The sequence below is a fragment of the Amycolatopsis palatopharyngis genome, assembly GCF_003385185.1.
GTDB lineage: Bacteria > Actinomycetota > Actinomycetes > Mycobacteriales > Pseudonocardiaceae > Amycolatopsis > Amycolatopsis palatopharyngis.
The window spans coordinates 17,260-38,912 of record NZ_PQHZ01000049.1; the positions used below are offsets into that span (position 1 = coordinate 17,260).

Consider the following 21,653-nt stretch of genomic DNA (forward strand, 5'->3'; position numbering starts at 1 on the left):
ACAGTTTTGCTCGAACAGTCGTTCGAGCAGCACCGATCGTGCTTTGTTCAGCTGGCCGGGTGGCACACCGCGTCTTGCTCGACCCGCACGGTCAGGACTTGGACTTGGCCGGCGTCTTCTTGCGTGCGGGAGCCTTCTTCTTCGGGGCGGGCCCCTTGGCCCGCTTCTCCGCGAGCAGCTCGGCGGCCCGCTCGTCGTCGAGCTCCTCCACGCTGTCGGACTTGCGCAGTGAGGCGTTGTACTCGCCGTCGGTGACGTACGGACCGAACCGGCCGTCCTTGACGATCATCGCCTTGCCCGACACCGGGTCGTTGCCGAGTTCCTTCAGCGGCGGCTTGGCCGCCGCCTGCCTGCCGCGGCGTTTCGGCTCGGCGTAGATCTTCAGCGCCTCGTCGAGCGTGATGTCGAAGATCTGGTCCTCGGTCGCCAGCGACCGCGAGTCGGTGCCCTTCTTCAGGTACGGGCCGTACCTGCCGTTCTGCGCGGTGATCTCGTCCCCGGACTCGGGATCCTTACCGACGACCCGCGGCAGGGAGAGCAGCTTGAGGGCGTCGTCGATGGTGATGTCGGCGATGGACATCGACTTGAACAGCGAACCGGTTCTCGGCTTGACCTTCTTCGCCTTGCTGGACTTCTTGGCCGGGGCCTCGGCCTCCTCCGAGTCGGCCGCGGGCTCGGGCAGCACCTCGGTGACGTAGGGCCCGAACCGGCCCTCCTTCGCCACGATCTCGTGCCCGGTCTCCGGGTCCGTGCCCAGTACGCGCCCCTCCTGCGGGGTCGCGAAGAGCTTCTCCGCGATCTCGATCGTGAGCTCGTCCGGCGGCAACTCGTCCGACAGGTTCGCCCGCTGCGACTTCCCGTCGACCTCCCGCTCCAGGTACGGGCCGTAACGCCCCACCCGCACGACGACCGTATGACCGTCGGCGTCGGTGAACAGCGGGATCGAGTTGATCTCCCTGGCGTCGATGTCCTCGACACCGGTGCCGACCAGCTTCTTGAGCCCGCCGAGCCTGCCGACCGATCCGTCGGCGCCGAGATCGCCACCGAAATAGAACCTGGTCAGCCATTGGGTCCGCTGCTCCTCGCCCGCGGCGATCCGGTCGAGCTCGTCCTCCATGGCTGCGGTGAAGTCGTAGTCGACCAGGCGCTCGAAATGCCGCTCCAGCAGCCCGACCACCGAGAAGGCAACCCAGGAAGGCACCAGCGCGGAGCCCTTCTTCCACACGTAGCCGCGGTCCTGGATCGTCTTGATGATCGAGGAGTAGGTTGACGGCCTGCCGATCCCGAGCTCCTCCAGCTTGCTGACCAGGCTCGGCTCGCTGTAGCGCGCGGGCGGCGAGGTGGAGTGGCCGTCCGGGGCCAACTCGGTCGCCGCGACCTCCTGGTCGCGCTGCAGCCTTGGCAGCCTGCTCTGCTTGTCGTCCGCCTCGCCACCAGCCTCGGTGTCCACCGACTCGACGTAGGCCTTGAGGAACCCGGCGAAGGTGATCGTGCGACCGGACGCGGCGAAGGTGCATTCCTCGCCGCTGGTGGCCGTTCCGGTGATACGCACGGACATCGTCGTGCCCTTGGCGTCGGCCATCTGGGAGGCGATGGTGCGCTGCCAGATCAGTTCGTACAGGCGGAACTCGTCGGTCTCCAGCTCACCCGCCACCTGGCCGGGGGTCCGGAAGACCTCACCAGCGGGGCGAATCGCCTCGTGTGCCTCCTGCGCGTTCTTCACCTTGCGGGTGTACTGGCGCGGCTTGTCCGAGACGTACTCGGAGCCGTACAACTCCGTCGCCTGGTTGCGCGACGCCGTGATCGCCGTCGCCGACAGCGTCGTGGAGTCGGTACGCATATAGGTGATGTAACCGTTCTCGTACAGCCGCTGCGCGATGCGCATCGTGCGCTCGGAGGTGAACCGCAGTTTGCGGCCAGCCTCCTGCTGCAGCGTGGACGTCATGAACGGGGCGTACGGCTTCCGGGTGTACGGCTTCTCCTCGACGCTGCTGACCGTGAAGTCGCGGTCCTGCAGCGCCTGCGCCAGCTGCGTGGCGTCGGCCTCGCCCAGGATGCGGACGTCCTTGGCGGAGGAGGCCTCCTTCAGCTGACCGTCCGAACCGAAGTCGCGGCCCGTCGCGAGGCGGGTGCCGTCCACGGCGACCAGCCTGGCCGGGAAGTTCTTCGGCGTCGCGGGGTCGTCCGAGACGGTGGCCGCCCCGGTCTGCATCGTCGCCGCGATGTCCCAGTAGGAGGCCGAGGTGAACTTCATGCGCTCGCGCTCACGCTGCACCACGATCCGGGTCGCTACCGACTGCACCCGGCCCGCCGAGAGCTTCGGCATGACCTTCTTCCACAGGACGGGCGAGACCTCGTAACCGTAGAGACGGTCCAGGATGCGCCGGGTCTCCTGGGCGTCGACCAGGTCCCCGTCGAGCTCACGGGTGCTGTCCGCCGCCGCCTGGATGGCCTGCTCGGTGACCTCGTGGAAGACCATGCGGCGCACCGGCACCTTGGGCTTGAGCGCCTCGAGCAGGTGCCAGGCGATCGCCTCGCCCTCGCGGTCGGGGTCAGTCGCGAGGTAGAGCTCGTCGACGTCCTTGAGCAGGCTCTTCAGCTCGGTGACCGTGGACTTCTTGTCCGGGGAGACCACATAGAGCGCCTCGAACCCGTTGTCCACGTCCACCCCGAGCCGGGCCCAGGGCTGCCCCTTGTACTTGGCGGGCACGTCGGCCGCACCTCGGGGAAGATCACGGATGTGCCCACGGGAGGACTCGACCACGTAGTCGCTGCCCAGGTAGGGGGCGATCTTGCGGGCCTTGGTGGGCGACTCGACGATCACCAGCCGCCGGCGCCGCGCACCGTTCGACCCGGCGTCGGCCTTGCCTGCCTTCGAGGCGCCGCCCGCCGCAGTCTTCTTCGTCCGTGCCGTTCCAGCCACGCTGTCCCGCTCTCCGCTCTTTCCGCCACCCGTACCGGCGACCTTTCAACCAGTCAGTGTGCACTCCAAAGCCAGGTCGTGTGCGTCGAGGTGACGCAACACGCCGTCAGCCGTGTGTGAGACGCATCGGATCTGACACCGGCCGCGTTTCCTTTCCACACCTAGCACGTGATGCAGCCCTCGTGCCCGGCCGGGGTTGCAGAGTAACGGGCCGCATACCCTCCGTTTGCAGGTGGCGACCGCACACGGTTACCTATTTACTGACCCGAACTGCCGAGTGAAAGGACCTCACGATGTTCCGACGGCTGCCCGGCGCACTCGCCGCCGCACTGCTCGCCACGGTAGCGACCGTGTCGTCGGTCACCCCAACCGCCGCGGCCGCCGAGCGCACACAGCTCGACTTCTCGGGCATCGTCGCGTTGTCCAATTGCTCGGGCTCGATCGTAGCCACGCCCGGCGCGGACAGCGGGGATCCCGCGCTGGTGTTGTCCAACGGCCACTGCCTCGAGGACGGCTTCCCCGCCCCCGGCGAGGTGATCGTGAACCAGCCGTCGACCCGCTCGTTCACCGTGCTCTCCCCGGACGGGGAGTCGGAGCTCGGAACGGTGTCGGCGACCAAGCTCGTCTACGCGACGATGACCGGGACGGACGTCTCCCTCTACCAGCTGGACCGAAGCTACGCGCAGGTCAAGGAGGCCTACGGGGTCAGCGCCCGCACCCTGGCCGACGATCGGACGAGCGCCGGGAGCGAGATCGACATCCTGTCCGGATACTGGAAGCGCTCGTACTCGTGCTCCGTCGACGGCTTCGTGCACGAACTACGTGAGGCCGACTGGGTCTGGCGTGACTCCATCCGCTATACGGAGGACTGCAAGACCATCGGCGGCACCTCCGGCTCACCGATCATCGACAGGGCTACCGGGGATGTCGTCGGAGTGAACAACACGGGCAACACCTCCGGCGAGGAGTGCACCATGAACAACCCGTGTGAGGTGGACGAGAACGGCGAGGTGACGGTGCGCATGGGCATCAACTACGGCCAGCAGACGCACCACATCGACGAGTGCCTTGTACAGGGCAGCGAGCTCGACCTAGGTCTGCTCGACTGCGAGCTTCCGAAGCCCGCGGCAGCAGGCGCCCTAGCCGGCAGCGCGTAGGGGACCGCCTGGCCAGGCCGGTTCCGCGCCCTGCGGGCTCGGGCCGACCAGCTCCCGGAGGCTGGCCAGCCTCCGGCTGCCCCGCAGCCGGAGAACGGGACAGTCCGAACCGGCGCCGAACCGCCTGCACGGAAGGCCGAGCGCGGACAGTTCACCGACCAGCGGCTCGTGGGTGCGCGGGGCGTTCGGATCGAGGGCGAACTCGTACCCGCCCTCGACCGGCCGCCCCGCCACCAGCGCCCACAGGCGCAGCGCGGGCCCGTCCAGGACGAACCCGCCCGGCACGGTTTTCTCTCCATCTCCCGCCTGGTTCCAGGTGTCCGCCAGCGGCAGGAGATCGGTCCGGAATGCCGTGCGCACGAGCGGCTCGTCCCGCTCCGAGCGCACCACCTGGGCGGCCGCGCCGCGCACGGCGCACTCCCCGACCAGTGCTCGTGCGCGCCAGTCCTCCTCCAGGGGCACCGACAACCGTGCCGCCGTACGGGCGAAACGGGCAAGCTTCCCGTGGGCGCACAGCACCCCGGCGAGGTCCAGCAGGGTGGGCCCGCGCGCCTCGGCCGAGTAGAACGACATCTGGTCCACGACAACAAAGGGTAGAACAGGCGTTCGATTCTGACCAGGGTCCGCTCTACGTCAGGTAGCGCACCGGAAACGCTCGGTCAGTATCCGAGCCGCGGCTCGGGACCCTGCTCGGTCAGATCCCGGCAGGCCTGAGCACGGTCGCGCGCGGTGGCGAGTTCGGGCGCCGACTCGAACCCGGCCAGTAGATTGATCTTGCCGATCTCGTCGAGCGGGCCACCTGCCGCACTGATCGCCTGACGGCTCGCCGCCGGATCCTGTGCGGCGGCGTCCAGCGTCTTCTTGACCTCCGCCGCCCGATCCCGGATGGCCGTGTAGTCCGCGATGGCCTCCGCGCGAACCTGCTCGCCCACCTGAACCGGGGCGGCGCCGAGTTCACGCAGTTTGCCCACCGTGCGGTCCAGGCCGCTGATCATCGTGGCCAGCAGTTCGCTGGAAGTACGGGTGGCCCGCTGAGTGGTGCTCGGATCGATCATCGGAATGGTCGACATCGATCGCACGAGCTCACCCACCGCGAGGCAGTACCCGTCGGCCCAGCGGGTGGTCGCGTCCTCGCGCTGCACCTCGGCCGAGGTCAGTCCGGGCCCGTCTGGCCGCTCCAGCGGTTGAGCGTTCTGCGGTTGCCGCTCACCGCAGCCCACCACGGCGACACAGACACCGACAGCTACTGCGGCGAGAAGGGTCTTACGCGGCCGCACGCCCACACCTCCTGACAACACTCGGCGCAACCGGCACCGGCGACCTACCGAGTACGGCCTGGACGTCTCCTGGGCCCGCCGACCGGAGGCGGCAGGTGGTCCAGCCGCTTCGACGGTACCGACCGTCAGTGCCTTTGCAAGTCGCCACCAACCGGCGTGCGGTGAACGGTGGACTTCGGACATGCCACGGGCCCGGGACGGAACCGCCCGCCCCGGGCCCGCGACCGTTCACCGTGCGCCACTACCAATTCGTGGCGCACGGCAGGCGATCTACGCCTTGTTGACCGCTTCGGCGGGCGTGTCCGCGATGGCGGTGCCGCGCCGCTTGGAGATGACGATCGCCGCGACGATGATGGCCACCGACACCAGCGCGATGGTGAGCCGCACGGCCAGCGATGCGTCCGGGCCGACGGTGAACTGCACGACCGCGGGAGCGATCAGCAGCGACACCAGGTTCATCACCTTGATCAACGGGTTGATCGCGGGGCCGGCGGTGTCCTTGAACGGGTCACCGACGGTGTCACCGATCACCGTGGCCGAGTGGGCGTCGGAGCCCTTACCGCCGTGGTGGCCGTCCTCGACCAGCTTCTTCGCGTTGTCCCATGCGCCACCGGAGTTGGCGAGGAACACCGCCATCAGGGTGCCGGTCGCGATCGCACCTGCGAGGTAGCCAGCGAGCGCACCGGTACCGAGACCGAAGCCGACGGCGATCGGTGCGAACACCGCGAGCAGACCCGGCGTGGCCAGCTCCCGCAGCGAGTCACGGGTGACGATGTCCACGACCCTGCCGTACTCGGGGCGGGTGGTGCCCTCCATGATTCCCGGAATGTCGCGGAACTGGCGACGCACCTCGTACACGACAGCGCCTGCCGCACGGGAGACCGCGTTGACCGCGAGGCCGGAGAACATGAAGACCACGGCCGCGCCGACCAGCACACCAACCAGTGTGTTGGGGCTGATGATGGCGTTCAGGAACGAGTCAGGCGCATCTCCGAGGGAGGAACCGACCGAGGCCAGTGCGTCCTTGATGGCGTCCGAGTAGGAGCCGAACAACGCGGTCGCCGCGAGCACGGCGGTGGAGATCGCGATGCCCTTGGTGATGGCCTTGGTCGTGTTGCCCACCGCGTCCAGCTCGGTGAGGGTCTGTACACCCTCACCCTCCTTCAGGTCACCGGACATCTCGGCGATGCCCTGTGCGTTGTCCGCGACCGGACCGAAGGTGTCCATGGCCACGATCACGCCGACCGTGGTCAGCAGACCGGTACCGGCGAGCGCCACCGCGAACAGGGCGACACCGCCGCCCAGCAGGTAGGCGCCGAACACCGCACTGCCGATCACCAGTGCCGTGTACACCGCGGACTCGAACCCGACCGAGATACCGGAGAGGATGACCGTCGCGGCACCGGTCTCCGAGGTCTTGCCGACATCCTTCACCGGCTTGTGCTCGGTACCGGTGTAGTAGCCGGTCAGCTTGAGGATCACGGCTGCCAGTGCGATACCGATGATCACCGAAACGGTCGCGACGACGGCCGGATTGCCGTCGTTGCCGTCGAAGGAGTCCGGCAGGAAGACGAACGCCGCGATGGCGGACAGCACGGCCGAGATGACCGCGGAGATGTAGAACGACCGGTTGATGGTGGTCAGGCCACTCTCTCCGGGACGCGCCTTGGTGATGTACACACCGATCACCGCGGTGATCACCCCGATGGCCGGAATGATCAGCGGGAAGACGAGACCGTGACCGGTGGCGCCGAACGCCGCGCTGCCCAGGATCAGGGCCGCGACCAGGGTCACCGCGTAGGACTCGAACAGGTCCGCCGCCATACCGGCACAGTCACCGACGTTGTCGCCCACGTTGTCGGCGATGGTCGCCGCGTTACGCGGGTCGTCCTCGGGGATGTTCTGCTCGACCTTGCCGACGAGGTCGGCGCCGACGTCCGCGGCCTTGGTGAAGATTCCGCCACCGACACGCATGAACATCGCGATCAGTGCGGCACCGAAGCCGAAGCCCTCGAGCACCTTGGGCGCCTGGCCCGCGTAGACCAGCACCACGACCGCGGCACCGAACAGGCCGAGCCCGACGGTGAACATGCCGACCGCCCCGCCGGTGCGGAACGCGATACGCATGGCCTTCTCGCGGCCACCCGAGTCCTCCCGCGCCGCCGCGGCGACCCGCAGGTTCGCCCTGGTTGCCAGCCACATGCCCACGTAGCCGATCGCGAACGAGAACACCGCGCCGACGAGGAAGAACAGCGAGCGGCCGATTTTCTCGTTCCAGTCCTCCGCTGGAAGGGCGAACAGCAGGACGAACACGACCGCACCGAAGATGAGCAGTGTTTTCCGCTGTCGGTTGAGATAGGCGGTAGCGCCCTCCTGCACGGCCTTGGCGATCTCCTGCATCTTCGGAGTGCCCTGGCCCGCGGCCAGGACCTCCTTGAGCAGTACGTAGCCGATGACCAGTGCGGCAAGGGCGACCACGGCGATCACGGCCACGATGCCGTAATCACCTCCGGAGAGCTCGGCTGAGCCCGCCGCGAGGAAGTGCCGGGACATTCGTCCTCCTGGAAACGTCGCCTGTCGTCAGCGACGGGGCGGCCGTAGGAACGACTGCGCCGACGCTGGCATGGGATCTACACCACAGAAGGTGTGGTTGGCCGGAGTGTATTGGTACAGGTATCCGCCCCGGCAAGGCGTCCCCGATCAAGCACGGAACGTAACGGCGTGAATTCGCTCACGCCCACTGGCGTAACCCGCCACAAACGCGGAGGAAGAGCATGCGAACGCATGTGCGAAGCTGGAGTTCGTGAGTGCCGTGGGAAACGAGGAGCGTGCGCGGCGCCTGCTGGGCAGGGTCACGGCCGGGATCCCGGCCGACCGCAACCCGATCACCCATGTCGCCGAACTGCCCGAGCGTGCGCCAGGTTTCGCCGAATGGCCGGACTGGGCGCCGCGTCCCGTTGTGGACGCCATCATGGCCGCAGGCGTTGCCCGCCCGTGGACACATCAGGTCGAGGCCGCCGCACACGCTTGGTCCGGCCGGCATGTGGTGATCGCGACGGGAACCTCGTCCGGCAAATCGCTGGCATACCAGCTTCCTGTGTTGGCGACGCTGAACACGGACGACAGGGCGACGGCGTTGTACCTGTCCCCCACGAAGGCCCTCGGGGCCGACCAGCTGCGCTCGGTGTCCGATGTGGACCTCGGAGGGATCAGGGCCGCCTCGTACGACGGCGACACGCCGATGAACGAGCGGGACTGGGTCAAGGCGCACGCCAGATGGATCTTCACCAATCCCGACATGCTGCACAGGGGGATGCTCTCCGGGCACGCCCGATGGGCACGCTTCTTTCGTAAGCTCTCCTATGTCGTGGTGGACGAGTGCCATGGCTACCGCGGCGTCTTCGGTTCCCACGTCGCCCTGTTGCTACGCAGGCTGCGCCGGGTCGCGAGGCACTATGGCGCGGATCCGGTTTTCGTGCTCGCCTCGGCCACGACCGCGGAGCCTGCCGAGTTCGCCGGCCGACTGTCCGGAATGGACTGTGTTCCGGTCGTCGAGGACGCCTCACCCCGGGGAGCCCGCACCGTCGCACTGTGGGAACCGCCGCTGCTCGAGGAGTTCGCCGGAGAGAACGGCGCTCCCGTAAGGCGGTCCGCGGGCGCGGAGACGGCGCGCATTCTCGCCGAACTGGTCATCGAAGGTGCCCGCTCGCTGGCCTTCATCCGCTCCCGCCGAGGTGCCGAGCTGACGGCACTGAGCGCCCGCCGCATCCTCGGCGAGGTGGACCCGGAGTTGGTGGAGAAGGTCGCGGCCTACCGCGCCGGTTTCCTTCCCGAAGAACGGCGTGCGCTCGAAGCCGCCCTGCTCTCCGGCGAACTGCTCGGTGTCGCGACCACCAACGCACTCGAACTCGGCGTCGACATCGCCGGACTGGATGCCGTGGTGCTCGCGGGCTACCCCGGGACGCTGGCTTCGTTCTGGCAGCAGGCGGGCCGCGCGGGCCGAGCGGGCGACGACGCACTCGTCCTGTTCGTCGCGCGTGACGATCCACTGGACACCTACCTGGTGCACCATCCCGCCGCGATCCTGGAACGGCCGGTGGAAACCGCCGTCCTCGATCCGGGAAATCCGTACGTACTCGCGCCACAACTCGCCTGCGCTGCCGCGGAACTGCCGATCACCGCGGGTGAACTGGACGACTTCGGTGGCCAGGCCGCCCGCGAGGTACTCGAATCGCTGGTGGCGGACCGAGTACTACGGCGCAGGCCGAGTGGCTGGTACTGGACCTCCCGGGAGCGACCGCACCACGAGGTGGACATTCGTGGTTCCGGCGGTGAGCAGATCGCCGTGGTGGAGGCCGAAACGGCGCGCATGCTGGGCACTGTGGACCCGGGCTCGGCCTGCGGCACGGTGCACCCTGGTGCGGTCTACCTCCACCAGGGAGCGTCCTACGTGGTGGACGACCTCGATCTCGAACAGGGGCTCGCACTCGTCCACACCGAGGACCCTGACTGGAACACCTCGGCGCGCGAGATCGTGGACATCAGCGTTCTGAACACCGAACACAAACAGACCTACGACGGCGTGACCGTCTGTCTCGGCGAGGTCGCCGTGACCTCACAGGTCGTGGGCTACCTCCGCCGCAGACCGTCCGGTGAGGTCATCGACCACGTTCCGCTGGACCTGCCCGAGCAGGTTCTGCGAACACGCGCCGTCTGGTACACGATCGGCGGCGATCTGCTCCGGGGTGAATCCAGCGCTGACAGTGACGAGGAAGGTGCGAGGGCACCGGGGGGCGCCGGATTGAGTCCGGCGCGCGTCCCCGGTGCCCTGCACGCCGCCGAGCACGCGGCGATCGGCCTGCTACCGCTGTTCGCTACGTGCGACCGATGGGATATCGGCGGGGTCTCTACCGCGCTGCACGAAGACACCGGGGAGGCGACGGTGTTCGTGCACGATGGCCATCCCGGCGGTGCGGGATTTGCCGATCGCGGTTTTGCCGCGTTGGTCCCATGGCTGGCCGCTACGCGGGAGGCGATCGTCTCCTGCGAGTGCCCGGCGGGATGCCCGTCCTGCGTTCAGTCGCCGAAATGCGGGAACGGCAACGAACCGCTGGACAAGGCAGGGGCGGTGGTCGTATTGGACACCGTGCTGGGGGCTGTGCGTCTCACGGGGCCCGGCACGACCACGGGGTAGTTCAGGCTGCGGACCGGTGCACGGTCAGCAGCCGGGCCTTGGTGCTAACCGGGGCGGCGACGGCCTCCTCCGGCTCAGGTCCGGTAAGCGCGTCCACCAGCACGGCGTGCACGGTGTCCGCCTCGGGCAGTTGCCAGCCCCAGACCTCGGGCTTGACTCGCCAGTGCACGACCCCGTGCTGGAACGGCGTCGGGGGCAGCGGCACCCAGCTCCCTTCACCGTGGCAGCGCACGTTGGCGCGCTCGATGAGTTCGGCGGGCAGCCGATCGGCGACGGTGGTGAGGAACAGCCACCGCCCGTTCGGCATCGCGACGATGGGGGCGGGCTGGCCCGTGGCCCGCAGCAGGCGTGCCGCGCGGCGACCGAGGTCGTCGTCGACCTCCACCGCGTCGAGCACCCGCCCGGTGGCCACCAGGAGGCTGTGCGGGTTCCCGGTGAACCACTCGGCGACCTGCTGGGGGTGTGCACCCAGGCGGTCCTGCCAGTCCTCGTGCTCGGGCACCGGCACGGTCCAGCCCGTGGTGTCGTCCGCCGAAGCGGCCGTGTCCGGGTACGTACCCGGTAACACGGGCCAGCCGCGCCAGGCGAGGCCGATGGCTTCGGCGCGCAGCTCGATCTTGAAAGCGCCGCGCCAGCCGCTCGACCAGTCAGTGTCCAACATGTCTTTCTCTGCCTCCTCGTACTCTGTGGTACTCGGTCGCCGTCCTGCGTCATGCGGTGGCGACACGAATGACTAAACGGCAACTTGCAGATCGGGGGAACCTCCCCCTCGACAACCGGGCGTTCGGAGACGGTGAGCGAACTCACGGCCAACCGTCGCGCCGAACACCCCCCTGCCGGTGAGCGTCGCCCAGCAGTGCTCCAGCCGGCCGTTCGGCGGCGATTTCGGACAGATAACGAGATGCGGAAACGGCGCTTACGGCGACTCCACGGCCAAGAGCCGTTGTTCATCGGCATCACGGACCGGTGTCCTACCGCTCACCGCGTGTCAGCGACCGCTGCCCGCTGTTGTCATCTCATGTCCGACCGGTCGGTCGGTCACCGTTGGTTCCGTTCGTCGCGGACGCCGAACGGCAGCACTGGACCTGCCCTTGCTCGCGCCCTGACCGTTGGATTGGCGCCAAGCGCTCCCGGCAGCGTCGTCTCGACCTCCACCAGCGCGTCCCAGCCTGCGAACTCGCAGTTGGCGATTCGCACCCGCATCCGCTGAACCACCCTCTCGGCCGCGGCGCAGGCCCGATCCGAGCCCAGTACGGCTTGTCCGGCTGCGGCGAGTGCGGCGAGGTCGGCAGCAGCCGCCGCCCGCTGCCTGGCGGCGACCGCACCGCCCAGCCAAAGGATGACGCCGGTGACCACCAGCAGTGCGGCCACCGCGCAAGCCGTCCACACCGTGGCGAATCCGGAATCGGAACCAATTCGCCTTCGACCCCAAACCTCATGCCGGCGCACGCGCTCGTTCCTTCGTCGCGGCTGCTTCTTCCCGCCCCGGCTCCATCGCGGCGTAGGCCTCGGCGCGCAACTCGACCATGGGCAGCAGTCCAGCTACGGCATCCGCGATCACCGTGACAGTGACGCCGCCAGGCTCGTGCCGGACCACCATTCGCGCCTTTCGAGGAGCGAGCATGCGCACCGCTTCTTCCGCGAGCGAGTTGTCACCCCTGGCAAGCTGGCGGGCCGCCGCTCTCGCCGCATCGGCACACCGCAACTGGTCGATGACCATCGAGAACCCGGCGAGCACCAAGCCGAGCACGGTGACCAGTGCGCAGATCGAAATGGCCGCCTCCACGGTCACCGCACCACTGTCGTTGGGCGACGCCCTGCTCCGCCGTTCTCGCCACACCCGCTCAGCGGGACCGGCCTTCACAACGACACCGAGAGTGCGCGTTCTACCAGCGCCGTGAGTCCGGCCAGCACGGAATCTCCGGTGACGACGGCGTAGAGCAGGGCGGCGAACGCGGCTGCCGCGATCGTGCCGATGGCGTATTCAGCAGTACTCATGCCCTCGTCACCGGCAGGCAGCGCGGGCCACCGCGTCGCGGCCGCGGGTCCGTACAACGGGTCGTTGGCGAAGTGCGGGTGGTTGGAGATCATGTCGAGTCCCTTCTGGTTATCGGATTGCTGACGTTGTCGATGTGCTGTCTCAGGGCAGAACGGTGAGCTGACCGGCCAGGCCGGCCACCACCGGAATCACCCCGAGGCAGAGAAAGGCGGGCAGGAAGCAGAGCCCGAGCGGGCCGGTGACGAGCACGGCCGCACGCTGCGCCTTCGCCTCGGCTCGGTCACCGCTTCCGGCACGGATCCGATCGGCGACAGCAGTCGCCGTTTCGGCGAGCGCCGCACCCGAACGAGCGGTGCGGTACGCGGCCCTCGCCAGCTCCGCCGTCTGTGGACAGGCCAGCGAGGGAGCCCAGGCCGCTGCCGGTTCAGCACCGAGTGCGAGCAGATTGGCGGTGGCACCGAGGGAAGCCGAAGCTGCTTCGGGAAGGTCATCGGCAACGGTGCGAATCGCCATCGGGACCGGTAACCCAGTGCGTAGGCAGGCGGCCATCAGGTCCCAGGCAGCGGCCAGCCGCAGGGGTTCCGCTTTCTCCCTTCCCGGAAACGAAAACCCGGCGAGGCGACGACGAAACCGCTGCGCGACCGGTGGCGCGGCAGCGTCACCGGACGCCGGCGGCAACAACCCGCGCAACCTGGCTCCGGCAAGTGCAGGGGCAGGCGCCGTGAGCACCGCACAGGACAGCAGACCGAGTACAGCCGGGGTGATGTTCACGAGACCACTACCTGCCGGGTCAGTCGCGCTGTCCAGGCCACGCCGGACAGGATCAGCGCGGCACCAACCACCGACAGAACCTGGCCCGCCGCCGTACCGAGAAGGAAGCGCGTCGGCTGCGCGCCCATCGCCTCTCCAAGCAGTAGGCCGAACAGCGGCAGCACCGCGAGAACCAGCGCACTGGCCCGCGCACCGGCCATTCGTGCGTTCGTCTGCCCGGCGAACCGGGCGGTGGCGTCGAGGTCGCGGCGGACGGAGTCGAGCACCTCGGCAAGCGGAAGGCCGTGCCGCTGCGCCAGCGACCAGGCACGACGAAGCCTGCGTACCGCCTGCCCTCGCACCGGGTCCGGGGCGCCGGGCAATGGAACGAACTCAGGTGAGACGCCGAGCCGTTCGGTCGCGGCGAGTTCCCTGAGTACCCGCCGGGCATCCGGGTCCGCGTTCTCGGCCACGGACTCGGCCACGGACTCGGCGACCTCGGCAGGACCGGCACCCGCCCGCAGCCCGGCCACAAGGGCCCGGACGGCCTCGGCGAGTGCGGCGACCGCGCGCAGCTGTAGCTGCCCCCGCTTACGTGCCCTGCGGTGCAGCCGTACGGCAAGTGTCAGTAACGCGGCCGCGACGACCGGCCCCGGCCCGGCTACGGGCATCATGACCAGAGCCAGCGCGCACAGACCCAGTGGCATCAGCGACCGGGAACGCGGCCAGGACGGCGCGGCTGGTGCGGGCGTTTCCGGTAGTAGCGGCAGCAGGCGGTCGACGGGGCGACTCCTTGCCGGCCAGCACAACAGGGCGAGGCCACCGGCGAGCGCCATCCAGCTCAACATGGTGACGGCGTCGAACGTCGTTCCAGCAGCTCCGCGAACAACCCCTTGTGCTCGGTCCATCGACCGGATCGCCACACATCGCAGACCTCCACCCCCCGCGTCTGCTGCCTGCGCAGTACACCGATACCGGCGAGCTTTCTGCGGTGCCCGGGTTCCCTGCGCATATGCAGCACGATCTGGATCGCCGAGGCCAGCTGGCTGTGCAGCGCGGACCGGGACAGACCACCCAGGGCGGCGAGCGCCTCGAGTCTGGCGGGAACTTCTTCCGCCGAATTGGCGTGCAGCGTGCCAGCGCCCCCGTCGTGGCCGGTGTTGAGCGCGGTCAGCAACTCACAGACCTCACGCCCGCGCACCTCGCCGAGCACCAACCGATCCGGACGCATCCGGAGGGCCTGTCGCACGAGCTCGCGAAGGGTCACCTCGCCCACCCCCTCCACGTTCGGCGGACGAGCGACGAGGCGGACGAACTGCGGGTGCCGGGGCCGCAACTCACCCGCGTCCTCCACGCAGACGATTCGTTCGCCCGGATCGACCCTGCCGAGCATGGCCGCCAGCAGCGTGCTCTTTCCGGAACCGGTCGCGCCCGTGACCACGAACGCGAGGCGCGCCGCCACGATCGACTCGACGGCGGCGAGGCCGGTGCCGTCGAAGGTTTGCAGTTCAGCGAGGGCTGGCAGGTCGTGCGCGGCGGGCCGCAGCACGCGCAGGGCGATACACGTCCCGGCGGTGGCGATCGGCGGCAGCACCGCGTGCAACCGGACCGGACCGTGCGGTCCCGCGTCCGGGAGCCATCCGTCGACGAAGGGCTGGGCGTCGTCGAGCCGGCGCCCAGCGGCGAGCGCGAGGCGCTGGGCGAGTCGCCGGACCGACTCCTCGTCCGGGAAATCGAGATCGGTGCGCCGAAGACCGTCCCTTCCGTCGATCCAGACCTGGTCTGGCGCGGTCACCAGGACGTCGGTGACCTCCGGATCGGCGAGTAGCGGCTCGAGCGGGCCCACTCCCGCGATCTCGTGACGAACGAGGCGCAGTGTCTCCAGCACTTCGGCGTGCCCGGCGACCCCGCCTGCCTCGGCCCTGATCGCCTTCGCCACGGCGGCGGGATCGTGCGGGCCTGTCGTGCCCGCGAGCCGCCGCCGAACCCGCTCGAGCAGTTCGGCAGTCATCGCGAACCGGCCGATTCGGCACAAGCAGCGGACAGCGCCTGCAACACGTCCCGCGCCGCCTCCGCCAGCGAACCGCGTGCTCCTCCGGAGAACGCGCCCCGCTCGACGGTGCGCGGCAGCCCCCGCTCCGAACGAAATTCCGCTGCCAGCGGCACACCGAGCGTTCTGGCCATGTCCGGACCGCCGAGACCGTCAGGCCCGGGGCCCCGCACGACGACGCATGCCCGACCGGCATGCCGTCCGAGCAGCCGGATGACCCCCGCTGCCGCGGCGCAGGCCCGCACCTCGGCGGGCAGGACCACGGCAACGAGGTCCGCCTGGGCCACCGCGGCGGCCGCTCCAGCGCCAAGATGTCGCGGGACGTCGCAGATCACCGTGCCGCCGGCCCGCCGGGCCGCGTCGAGAACCGCGGTGACCGCCTCCGCTGCCGGCCCTTCACTCTGCCGGTCACACGACAGCACGGACAACCTGCCGCCGCCCTGCCTGCGCGCGGGCAGGGCGGCAACGAGATCGGCCATGGCGACCCGGCCGGAGGTCACCCGCAGACCAGGCCAGCGCAGCCCGTCGGCACGTTCCACCCCGAGCACCAGATCCGCACCCCCGCCAAGTGGATCGCAATCCACCAGCAACGCGTCCGTGCCTGCACGACATACGGCGAGGCCCGTGGCGGCGGCGAACACCGACGCTCCCGCCCCTCCACAGCCACCGAGCACCGCAAGCACCCGGCCCGCACCTCCCCGCGGCCCCTCGGCCACGTCGGCGAGTACGGAGATGAGCACACTCTCGGAGTCGGGCAGCGCGATCACCTTGCTGACGCCGGCCTCGAAGGCGATCCGCCAGGACTCCGCCGGCAACGCCGATTTGCACACCAGCACGACGCTCTCCCGGCGCGGCGGCGGCTCGCACGCGGCGAGTACGTCCTCGTCCACGATCACCAGGGGCGCCTCGGCCCACCTTGCTTCAGCGGCCACCGCGTCCGGGACTCGTTCGACATCACAGCCGACAGCGGCCGCGAGCCGGAGGACCTCGTCCAGCAGAACTTCGTCGTTGACCAGTACGAGTGGTCGGTCGTCCATCACGTGTCTCCCCCTTGCCCCGCGCTCTGGCCTCGGCCGTGACCTCGGCCCTGAAATCGACGGGCCGTTCGTCCGGCCGTGCTTCCACCGTTGCGGCAAGGCGCAGACCTGAACAAGACACAGTTGGTCGGCCTGTGGATAACTCGGCACCTGTGGACAAACCTGGGGAAATCCAGGCCAGGGCCGGTCAGTGGGGAGAAGAAAAGGGGCGACCCCCGCCAGGGGGGAGGAGCGGGGGTCGCCGGGGTTCAGCCCCGGGGGGTCGGACTGAACCAGTCCGATTGACATCGGACCCCTCAACTGTAACTCGATGCACGCGGCGATGGGCGTTGGACCGATACCCACAATTCGGTAACGGCTAAACCGACCGGCTGTCGCTCGTTGTACTGAATTTTCCCCCGGTGACGACACAGGGTGATTACCTGGCCAGGGCAAGGTCGCGAGTGACGGCCAGCCTCCCACCGGAACGCGGGCGGAAATCTGTCACCTCCCGCCGCTCCTATTGTGGAGAGGTGGCAGAACCGAGCAGCGCACCGACGAACGCAGGCCAGGACCCGAAACCGTCTGAAGGAGTGATCAGCCCCCGAGTCGCGGCGTTCTTCGATCTCGACAAGACGATCATCGCGTCGTCGAGCGCGCTGGCCTTCAGCAAGCCACTGCTCCGGCAGGGCCTGATCAACCGGAGGGCCGCGCTGAAGAGCGCCTACGCGCAACTCGTGTTCTCGCTGGCCGGTGCCGACGCGGACAAGACCGAACGGATGCGGGCGCAGATCTCCGCCCTGTGCGCCGGCTGGGACGTCGCGCAGGTGCGCTCGGTGGTCAACGAGACGTTGCACGACGTGGTCGACCCGCTCGTCTACGCCGAGGCCGCGGAACTCATCACCCAGCACAAGGCCGAAGGCCACGACGTGATCGTGCTGTCGGCGACGGGCGAGGAGGTGGTCACGCCGATCTCGGAGATGCTCGGCGCGACCCGCAGTGTGGCCACCCGAATGCACATCGTGGACGGCCGGTACTCCGGCGAAGTCGACTTCTACTGCTACGGCGAACAGAAGGCGGAAGCGGCGCGAGACCTCGCCGCGAAGCACGGCTACGACCTCTCGGCCTGCCACGCCTACACCGATTCGAGCACCGACATCCCACTACTCGAGGCGGTGGGCAGGCCGCACGCCGTCAATCCGGACCGGACGCTGCGCAGGCTGGCAACCGAACGCGACTGGCCCGTGCTCACGTTCTCCAACCCCGTGTCACTACGCAGCCGGATTCCGACTCCTTCCGCGACCGCGATGGCCGTCGGCTTCGGTGTCGGCGCCGTCGCGGCCGCCGGGGCGACCTGGTTCGGGCTCTCCCGGCGGGCGAAGCGCGGCCGTCCGGAGTGAGTTCGCCGCACCACGAACAGGACCTGCTCGCCCTGGGTGTGAGCACCGGCGGAGCGCGCCACCCACACGGCGGTAGGAACGGGCGCTTTTCGTTGCGACGAGCGCGAAACCGGTGACCCATGGCGTTCATCGGTCACCCACAACGAGCGTCTGTACCGGTGCACCCGTCCACCCTCTTGAAGTGACGGCCATCACTGGGTAGAAAGTAGGTGCGGACGTTTGATCGGCCAGGGAGCAGACAGAGGAGAAGTCTGGTCCACCCCGACAAATCTCCGTGCGCGGACACCGGGCACCCACGCGCAGCACGCCGCGGGAGGCTTGTCGTCAAGGGACTGCGTACCGGGACGCCGGACGCCGAGTCCAGGTAGGTACGACTTACGTTGCACGCTTGGTAACCCGAGCGGTCCGCGCGAGCAGGCGGCGCCCGTCGACAGCAATGTCGACGGGCGCCGCCAGCGTTATGTGGGGGTTCCTCCGATCAGGACCACTCCGATCAGGACCGCTCCAATCCGGACAGCTGCGATCCGGACGGGCGAGACGAATCCGTTATCCAGCCTGATTAGCCCGAACGGCACAGTGAGCCGTTGACCGGACACAGGTACGTCAGTAGCTTCCCGATAACAGACGATTCACGTGAGAATATTTCGAGTCGTCTCGATCATCGCCGCATGCCTCACGGCCGCGGCCAGACAGGGAGGCCGTCGTGACGACCCGCCATGCCCCGATCCGATCCCCGCGCCGGAGGCCCCATGCACTCGCCGTCTCACTCGCGGGTGTGCTCGCCCTCGGTGCCGTCGCAGGCAACGGTCCGGCCGCAGCCATGAGCGAGCGGCAGCCCGGCGCGGCGAATGTGGAAGCGAAGGCACAACAGTGGGCAGGGCACGTCCTGCGCGAACTCACGCTGGAACAGAAGGTCGGCCAGCTGTTCGTCGCGGACGTATGGGGGCAGTCCGCCGACGAGACCCACCAGGGCAACCAGACCAAGTACGGCGTGGACACCCCCGCAGAGGTCGTCGCGAAGTACCAGGTCGGCGGGGTCATCTACTTCAACCACTCCGGCACGGACAACATCGACACACCGAGGCAGGTCGCCCGCCTGTCCAACGGGCTCCAGCTGGCCGCACTGCGCAGTGGTGCGCACCTGCCACTGATCGTTTCGGTGGACCAGGAAGGTGGCCGGGTCACCAGGATCGCCGACCAGGCGACGGAGTACCCGAGTGCGATGGCGCTCGGCGCGGGCCGCAGCGCGGAGGATGCCCGTACGGCCGCCGCGATCAGCGGCGGCGAGTTGCGCGCGATGGGGATCGCGCAGAACTTCGCCCCCGACGCCGACGTCAACTCCAACCCACTCAACCCGATCATCGGCTCCCGGTCCTTCTCCGCCGATCCGGAGCTGGCGGGCAGGCTGGTCGCCGCACAGGTCGACGGCTACGAGAACGCCGGCGCACGCACGAGGACCGTCTCCACCGCGGCCAAGCACTTCCCGGGCCACGGCGACGCGGCCACCGACAGCCACACGGGCCTGCCGGTGATCGATCGCAGCGAGCAGGAGTGGCGCGCGACCGACCTGCCGCCGTTCCAGGCGGCCATCGAGGCGGGGGCGGACTCGATCATGACCGCGCACATCACCGTGCCCAGCCTCGATCCCTCCGGCGATCCGGCGACGCTGTCCAAGCCGATCATCACCGGGCTGTTGCGCGAGGAACTCGGTTACGAAGGCGTGGTGGTGACCGACTCGCTGCAGATGGCAGGCGTTCGGGAGATGTACTCCGACGCCGAGATCCCGGTGCGGGCACTCGAAGCAGGCGTGGACCAGATGCTGATGCCACCGGACCTCGGCGTCGCGATCGACGGCGTGCTGCAGGCCGTGCGCTCCGGGAGGCTGTCCGAACAGCGGATCGACGAGAGCGTGCGGCGGATCCTCGAACTCAAGTGGAAGCGCGGCATCCTGGCCAAGCCGATGGTCAACGAGCGGAACGTGGACCGGCAGGTCGGAACGCAGGAGAATCTCGCCACGATTCAGCGGATCACCGACCGGACCACCACGGTCCTGCGCAACGACGACGCGGTACTGCCGGTGCGCGAGAACCCCGGCAACGTGCTGGTGACCGGCTGGAACCGGCCCACCTATCCTGGCTACCCCGCCGAACCGGTCGAGGCACTCGCGGCGGCCATCGGGCCATCGGCCACCGCACTGTCCACAGGAGGCAGTCCGGACGCCGCTGCCATCGAGAACGCCGTGCAGCGGGCAGGTGAGTCGGATCTGGTCGTGGTGCTGACGAACAACCTGCGGTCGAGCGGCGCGCAGCGGGACCTGCTGAACGAACTGCTGGCCACCGGGAAACCGGTCGTCGCGGTCGCCGTGCAGGAGCCGTACGACCCCGGCTACGTCGATGCCCCCACCTGGATCGCCACCTATGACTGGCGCGCGGTCACCATGTCGGCACTGGCGAAGGTGCTCCTCGGCGAGATCGCGCCGCAGGGAAAGCTGCCGGTGGACATTCCGTCCGGCACGGGGCCCGGCACTGTCCTCTATCCCTTCGGCCACGGCCTGACCTGGTGAGACCGCTGCAGGCCACGCATACTTCGAGCGTAGGGACGGGGCACGGATGGCACTGAACAGAAGGCATTTCCTCGCGGCAGGCGCACTGGCGACACCCGCGCTGGCCGCGGGCTCACAGGTCTCCGCGACAGCTGACGAACACGGCGGGCGACGCGTCGCAACCGGCGCCGACCTGCTCGCCGCGCGAGGCTGGCGCGCGCTGGCCGGCCGTTCCGTCGGCGTCCTGTCCAACCCGACCGGGGTGCTGCACGGCGGCGAGCACATCGTCGACTCGCTGGTCGCCGCGGGCGTCCGCCCCGTGGCCGCCTTCGGGCCGGAGCACGGCTTCCGGGGCAGTGCACAGGCAGGTGGATCGGAGGGTGACTACACGGACCCGCGCACGGGAATCCCGGTGTACGACGCCTACGGCATCAGCGCCGACAAACTCGCCGGCATGCTGACCAAGGCCGGGGTGGACACCCTGGTGTTCGACATCGCCGACGTCGGTGCGCGGTTCTATACCTACATCTGGTCGATGTACACGGGAATGGTCGCCGCTTCCCGTACCGGGGCTTCGTTCGTGGTGCTGGACCGGCCGAACCCGGTGGGCGGCGCGGCGGCGGGCCCGATGCTGGATCCCGCGTTCGCTTCGGGTGTTGGCCGAAAGCCGATCGTGCAGCAGCACGGCATGACCGTTGGGGAGCTGGCTCGGTACTTCGATGCCGAGTTCCTCCCCGCCGACGGCGGAAGTCTCGGCGATCAGCTCGAGATCGTGCGGCTCCGGCACTGGCGAAGGGACACCGTCTTCGCAGACACCGGGCTGTACTGGGTTCCGCCGAGCCCGAACATGCCGACCCCGGACACCGCGCTGGTCTACCCGGGCACCTGCTTGTTCGAGGGCACGGTGCTCTCGGAGGGCAGGGGCACGACTCGCCCGTTCGAGACCATCGGCGCGCCGGGGATCGACTGGCGCTGGCGGGAGGAACTGACCGGCCTCGGACTGTCCGGAGTGGACTTCCGCGAGAACTACTACGTGCCCACCTTCGGAAAGTTCGCCGGAAAGACCTGCGGCGGCGTCCAGCTCACGGTTACCGACCCCGCGGCCTTCGACGCCATCCACACTGCCGTGGCGATGATCGTCACCGCGCGCCGGTTGCACCCGGACGTGTTCGCCTGGCGCCCGGACAACTTCATCGACAAGCTCAGCGGATCGACCCGGTTGCGGACGATGGTCGACGCCGGTGCGGGTGTGGACGAGATCGTCGGTTCGTGGCGGGACGAGCTCGCCGAGTTCACCAGCAGGCGCCGCAAGCACCTGCTCTACCGGTAAGACTCAGGGGGCGGT

The 21,653-nt window shown here is 68.9% G+C and carries 16 protein-coding genes and 1 pseudogene; 5 read left to right on the forward strand and 12 right to left on the reverse strand.

Annotation, left to right across the window (positions count from 1 at the left end):
* Positions 1 to 91: 91 nt before the first annotated feature.
* Complete coding sequence (gene topA, locus D0C15_RS27355; protein WP_116051000.1) at positions 92 to 2,923, reverse strand: type I DNA topoisomerase; 2,832 nt, start codon at positions 2,921 to 2,923, stop codon at positions 92 to 94.
* Positions 2,924 to 3,216: 293 nt separating this feature from the next.
* Here topA and D0C15_RS27360 point away from each other — a divergent pair, with 293 nt between their 5' ends.
* On the forward strand, positions 3,217 to 4,080 hold the full coding sequence (locus D0C15_RS27360; protein ID WP_116051001.1) for a S1 family peptidase: 864 nt from the start codon (positions 3,217 to 3,219) through the stop codon (positions 4,078 to 4,080).
* Here D0C15_RS27360 and D0C15_RS27365 read toward each other — a convergent pair.
* From D0C15_RS27365 to D0C15_RS27375, 3 genes are all read right to left on the reverse strand, one after another.
* Positions 4,063 to 4,653, reverse strand: coding sequence for a hypothetical protein (locus tag D0C15_RS27365; RefSeq protein ID WP_342768609.1), 591 nt, complete (start codon positions 4,651 to 4,653; stop codon positions 4,063 to 4,065). The genes D0C15_RS27360 and D0C15_RS27365 overlap by 18 nt on opposite strands.
* Before the next feature lie 86 nt (positions 4,654 to 4,739).
* Entirely contained in the window at positions 4,740 to 5,357 is a 618-nt protein-coding gene (locus D0C15_RS27370; RefSeq protein WP_162830272.1) for a hypothetical protein, read from the reverse strand.
* Between the two features lie 270 nt (positions 5,358 to 5,627).
* On the reverse strand, positions 5,628 to 7,910 hold the full coding sequence (locus D0C15_RS27375; RefSeq protein ID WP_116051004.1) for a sodium-translocating pyrophosphatase: 2,283 nt from the start codon (positions 7,908 to 7,910) through the stop codon (positions 5,628 to 5,630).
* 250 nt (positions 7,911 to 8,160) lie between these two features.
* Between D0C15_RS27375 and D0C15_RS27380 the strand changes: the two are divergent.
* Positions 8,161 to 10,565 (forward strand): annotated as a pseudogene (locus D0C15_RS27380) (DEAD/DEAH box helicase); the annotation flags it as partial.
* Here the strand turns inward: D0C15_RS27380 and D0C15_RS27385 are convergent.
* The 8 genes from D0C15_RS27385 to ssd form a co-directional block, all read right to left on the reverse strand.
* Entirely contained in the window at positions 10,553 to 11,212 is a 660-nt protein-coding gene (locus D0C15_RS27385) for a bifunctional DNA primase/polymerase (protein WP_116051006.1), read from the reverse strand. The pseudogene D0C15_RS27380 and the gene D0C15_RS27385 overlap by 13 nt on opposite strands.
* 377 nt (positions 11,213 to 11,589) lie before the next feature.
* Positions 11,590 to 12,000: an Rv3654c family TadE-like protein gene (locus D0C15_RS27390; RefSeq protein WP_116051007.1), complete on the reverse strand. Its 411-nt coding sequence runs from the start codon at positions 11,998 to 12,000 to the stop codon at positions 11,590 to 11,592.
* Positions 11,987 to 12,343, reverse strand: a complete 357-nt coding sequence (locus tag D0C15_RS27395) for a TadE family type IV pilus minor pilin (RefSeq protein ID WP_342768607.1) — start codon at positions 12,341 to 12,343, stop codon at positions 11,987 to 11,989. Before D0C15_RS27395 ends, D0C15_RS27390 begins: the two co-directional genes overlap by 14 nt.
* A gap of 68 nt (positions 12,344 to 12,411) precedes the next feature.
* Entirely contained in the window at positions 12,412 to 12,642 is a 231-nt protein-coding gene (locus D0C15_RS35540) for a DUF4244 domain-containing protein (RefSeq protein WP_116051008.1), read from the reverse strand.
* A 49-nt stretch (positions 12,643 to 12,691) separates the two neighbouring features.
* Positions 12,692 to 13,321 (reverse strand): type II secretion system F family protein, encoded by a 630-nt coding sequence (locus tag D0C15_RS35230; RefSeq protein WP_245976302.1) that lies wholly within the window; start codon positions 13,319 to 13,321, stop codon positions 12,692 to 12,694.
* The gene (locus tag D0C15_RS27410; RefSeq protein ID WP_162830273.1) at positions 13,318 to 14,148 is read right to left on the reverse strand and encodes a type II secretion system F family protein; all 831 of its coding nucleotides are present in this window, start codon (positions 14,146 to 14,148) and stop codon (positions 13,318 to 13,320) included. The genes D0C15_RS35230 and D0C15_RS27410 overlap by 4 nt, the downstream gene beginning before the upstream one ends.
* On the reverse strand, positions 14,142 to 15,311 hold the full coding sequence (locus tag D0C15_RS27415; RefSeq protein WP_116051010.1) for a TadA family conjugal transfer-associated ATPase: 1,170 nt from the start codon (positions 15,309 to 15,311) through the stop codon (positions 14,142 to 14,144). The genes D0C15_RS27410 and D0C15_RS27415 overlap by 7 nt, the downstream gene beginning before the upstream one ends.
* Positions 15,308 to 16,387, reverse strand: coding sequence for a septum site-determining protein Ssd (gene ssd, locus D0C15_RS27420; RefSeq protein ID WP_342768608.1), 1,080 nt, complete (start codon positions 16,385 to 16,387; stop codon positions 15,308 to 15,310). Before ssd ends, D0C15_RS27415 begins: the two co-directional genes overlap by 4 nt.
* Before the next feature lie 512 nt (positions 16,388 to 16,899).
* Between ssd and D0C15_RS27425 the strand changes: the two genes are divergently transcribed.
* The 3 genes from D0C15_RS27425 (at position 16,900) to D0C15_RS27435 (ending at position 21,638) form a co-directional block, all read left to right on the forward strand.
* Entirely contained in the window at positions 16,900 to 17,766 is an 867-nt protein-coding gene (locus D0C15_RS27425; protein ID WP_116051012.1) for an HAD family hydrolase, read from the forward strand.
* Between the two features lie 703 nt (positions 17,767 to 18,469).
* Positions 18,470 to 20,329 (forward strand): glycoside hydrolase family 3 protein, encoded by a 1,860-nt coding sequence (locus D0C15_RS27430; protein ID WP_245976304.1) that lies wholly within the window; start codon positions 18,470 to 18,472, stop codon positions 20,327 to 20,329.
* A gap of 46 nt (positions 20,330 to 20,375) precedes the next feature.
* A complete protein-coding gene (locus tag D0C15_RS27435; protein ID WP_116051013.1) occupies positions 20,376 to 21,638 on the forward strand; it encodes an exo-beta-N-acetylmuramidase NamZ family protein in 1,263 nt (420 codons plus the stop codon).
* Positions 21,639 to 21,653 lie beyond the last annotated feature (15 nt).

Coding starts and splice junctions, on each gene's coding strand:
- D0C15_RS35540 (WP_116051008.1), bottom strand. CDS start 12,642: ATGATCTCCAACCACCCGCACTTCGCCAACGACCCGTTGTACGGACCC.
- D0C15_RS27415 (WP_116051010.1), bottom strand. CDS start 15,311: ATGACTGCCGAACTGCTCGAGCGGGTTCGGCGGCGGCTCGCGGGCACG.
- ssd (WP_342768608.1), bottom strand. CDS start 16,387: ATGGACGACCGACCACTCGTACTGGTCAACGACGAAGTTCTGCTGGAC.
- D0C15_RS27410 (WP_162830273.1), bottom strand. CDS start 14,148: ATGTTGAGCTGGATGGCGCTCGCCGGTGGCCTCGCCCTGTTGTGCTGG.
- D0C15_RS27360 (WP_116051001.1), top strand. CDS start 3,217: ATGTTCCGACGGCTGCCCGGCGCACTCGCCGCCGCACTGCTCGCCACG.
- D0C15_RS27365 (WP_342768609.1), bottom strand. CDS start 4,653: ATGTCGTTCTACTCGGCCGAGGCGCGCGGGCCCACCCTGCTGGACCTC.
- D0C15_RS27375 (WP_116051004.1), bottom strand. CDS start 7,910: ATGTCCCGGCACTTCCTCGCGGCGGGCTCAGCCGAGCTCTCCGGAGGT.
- D0C15_RS27385 (WP_116051006.1), bottom strand. CDS start 11,212: ATGTTGGACACTGACTGGTCGAGCGGCTGGCGCGGCGCTTTCAAGATC.
- D0C15_RS27435 (WP_116051013.1), top strand. CDS start 20,376: ATGGCACTGAACAGAAGGCATTTCCTCGCGGCAGGCGCACTGGCGACA.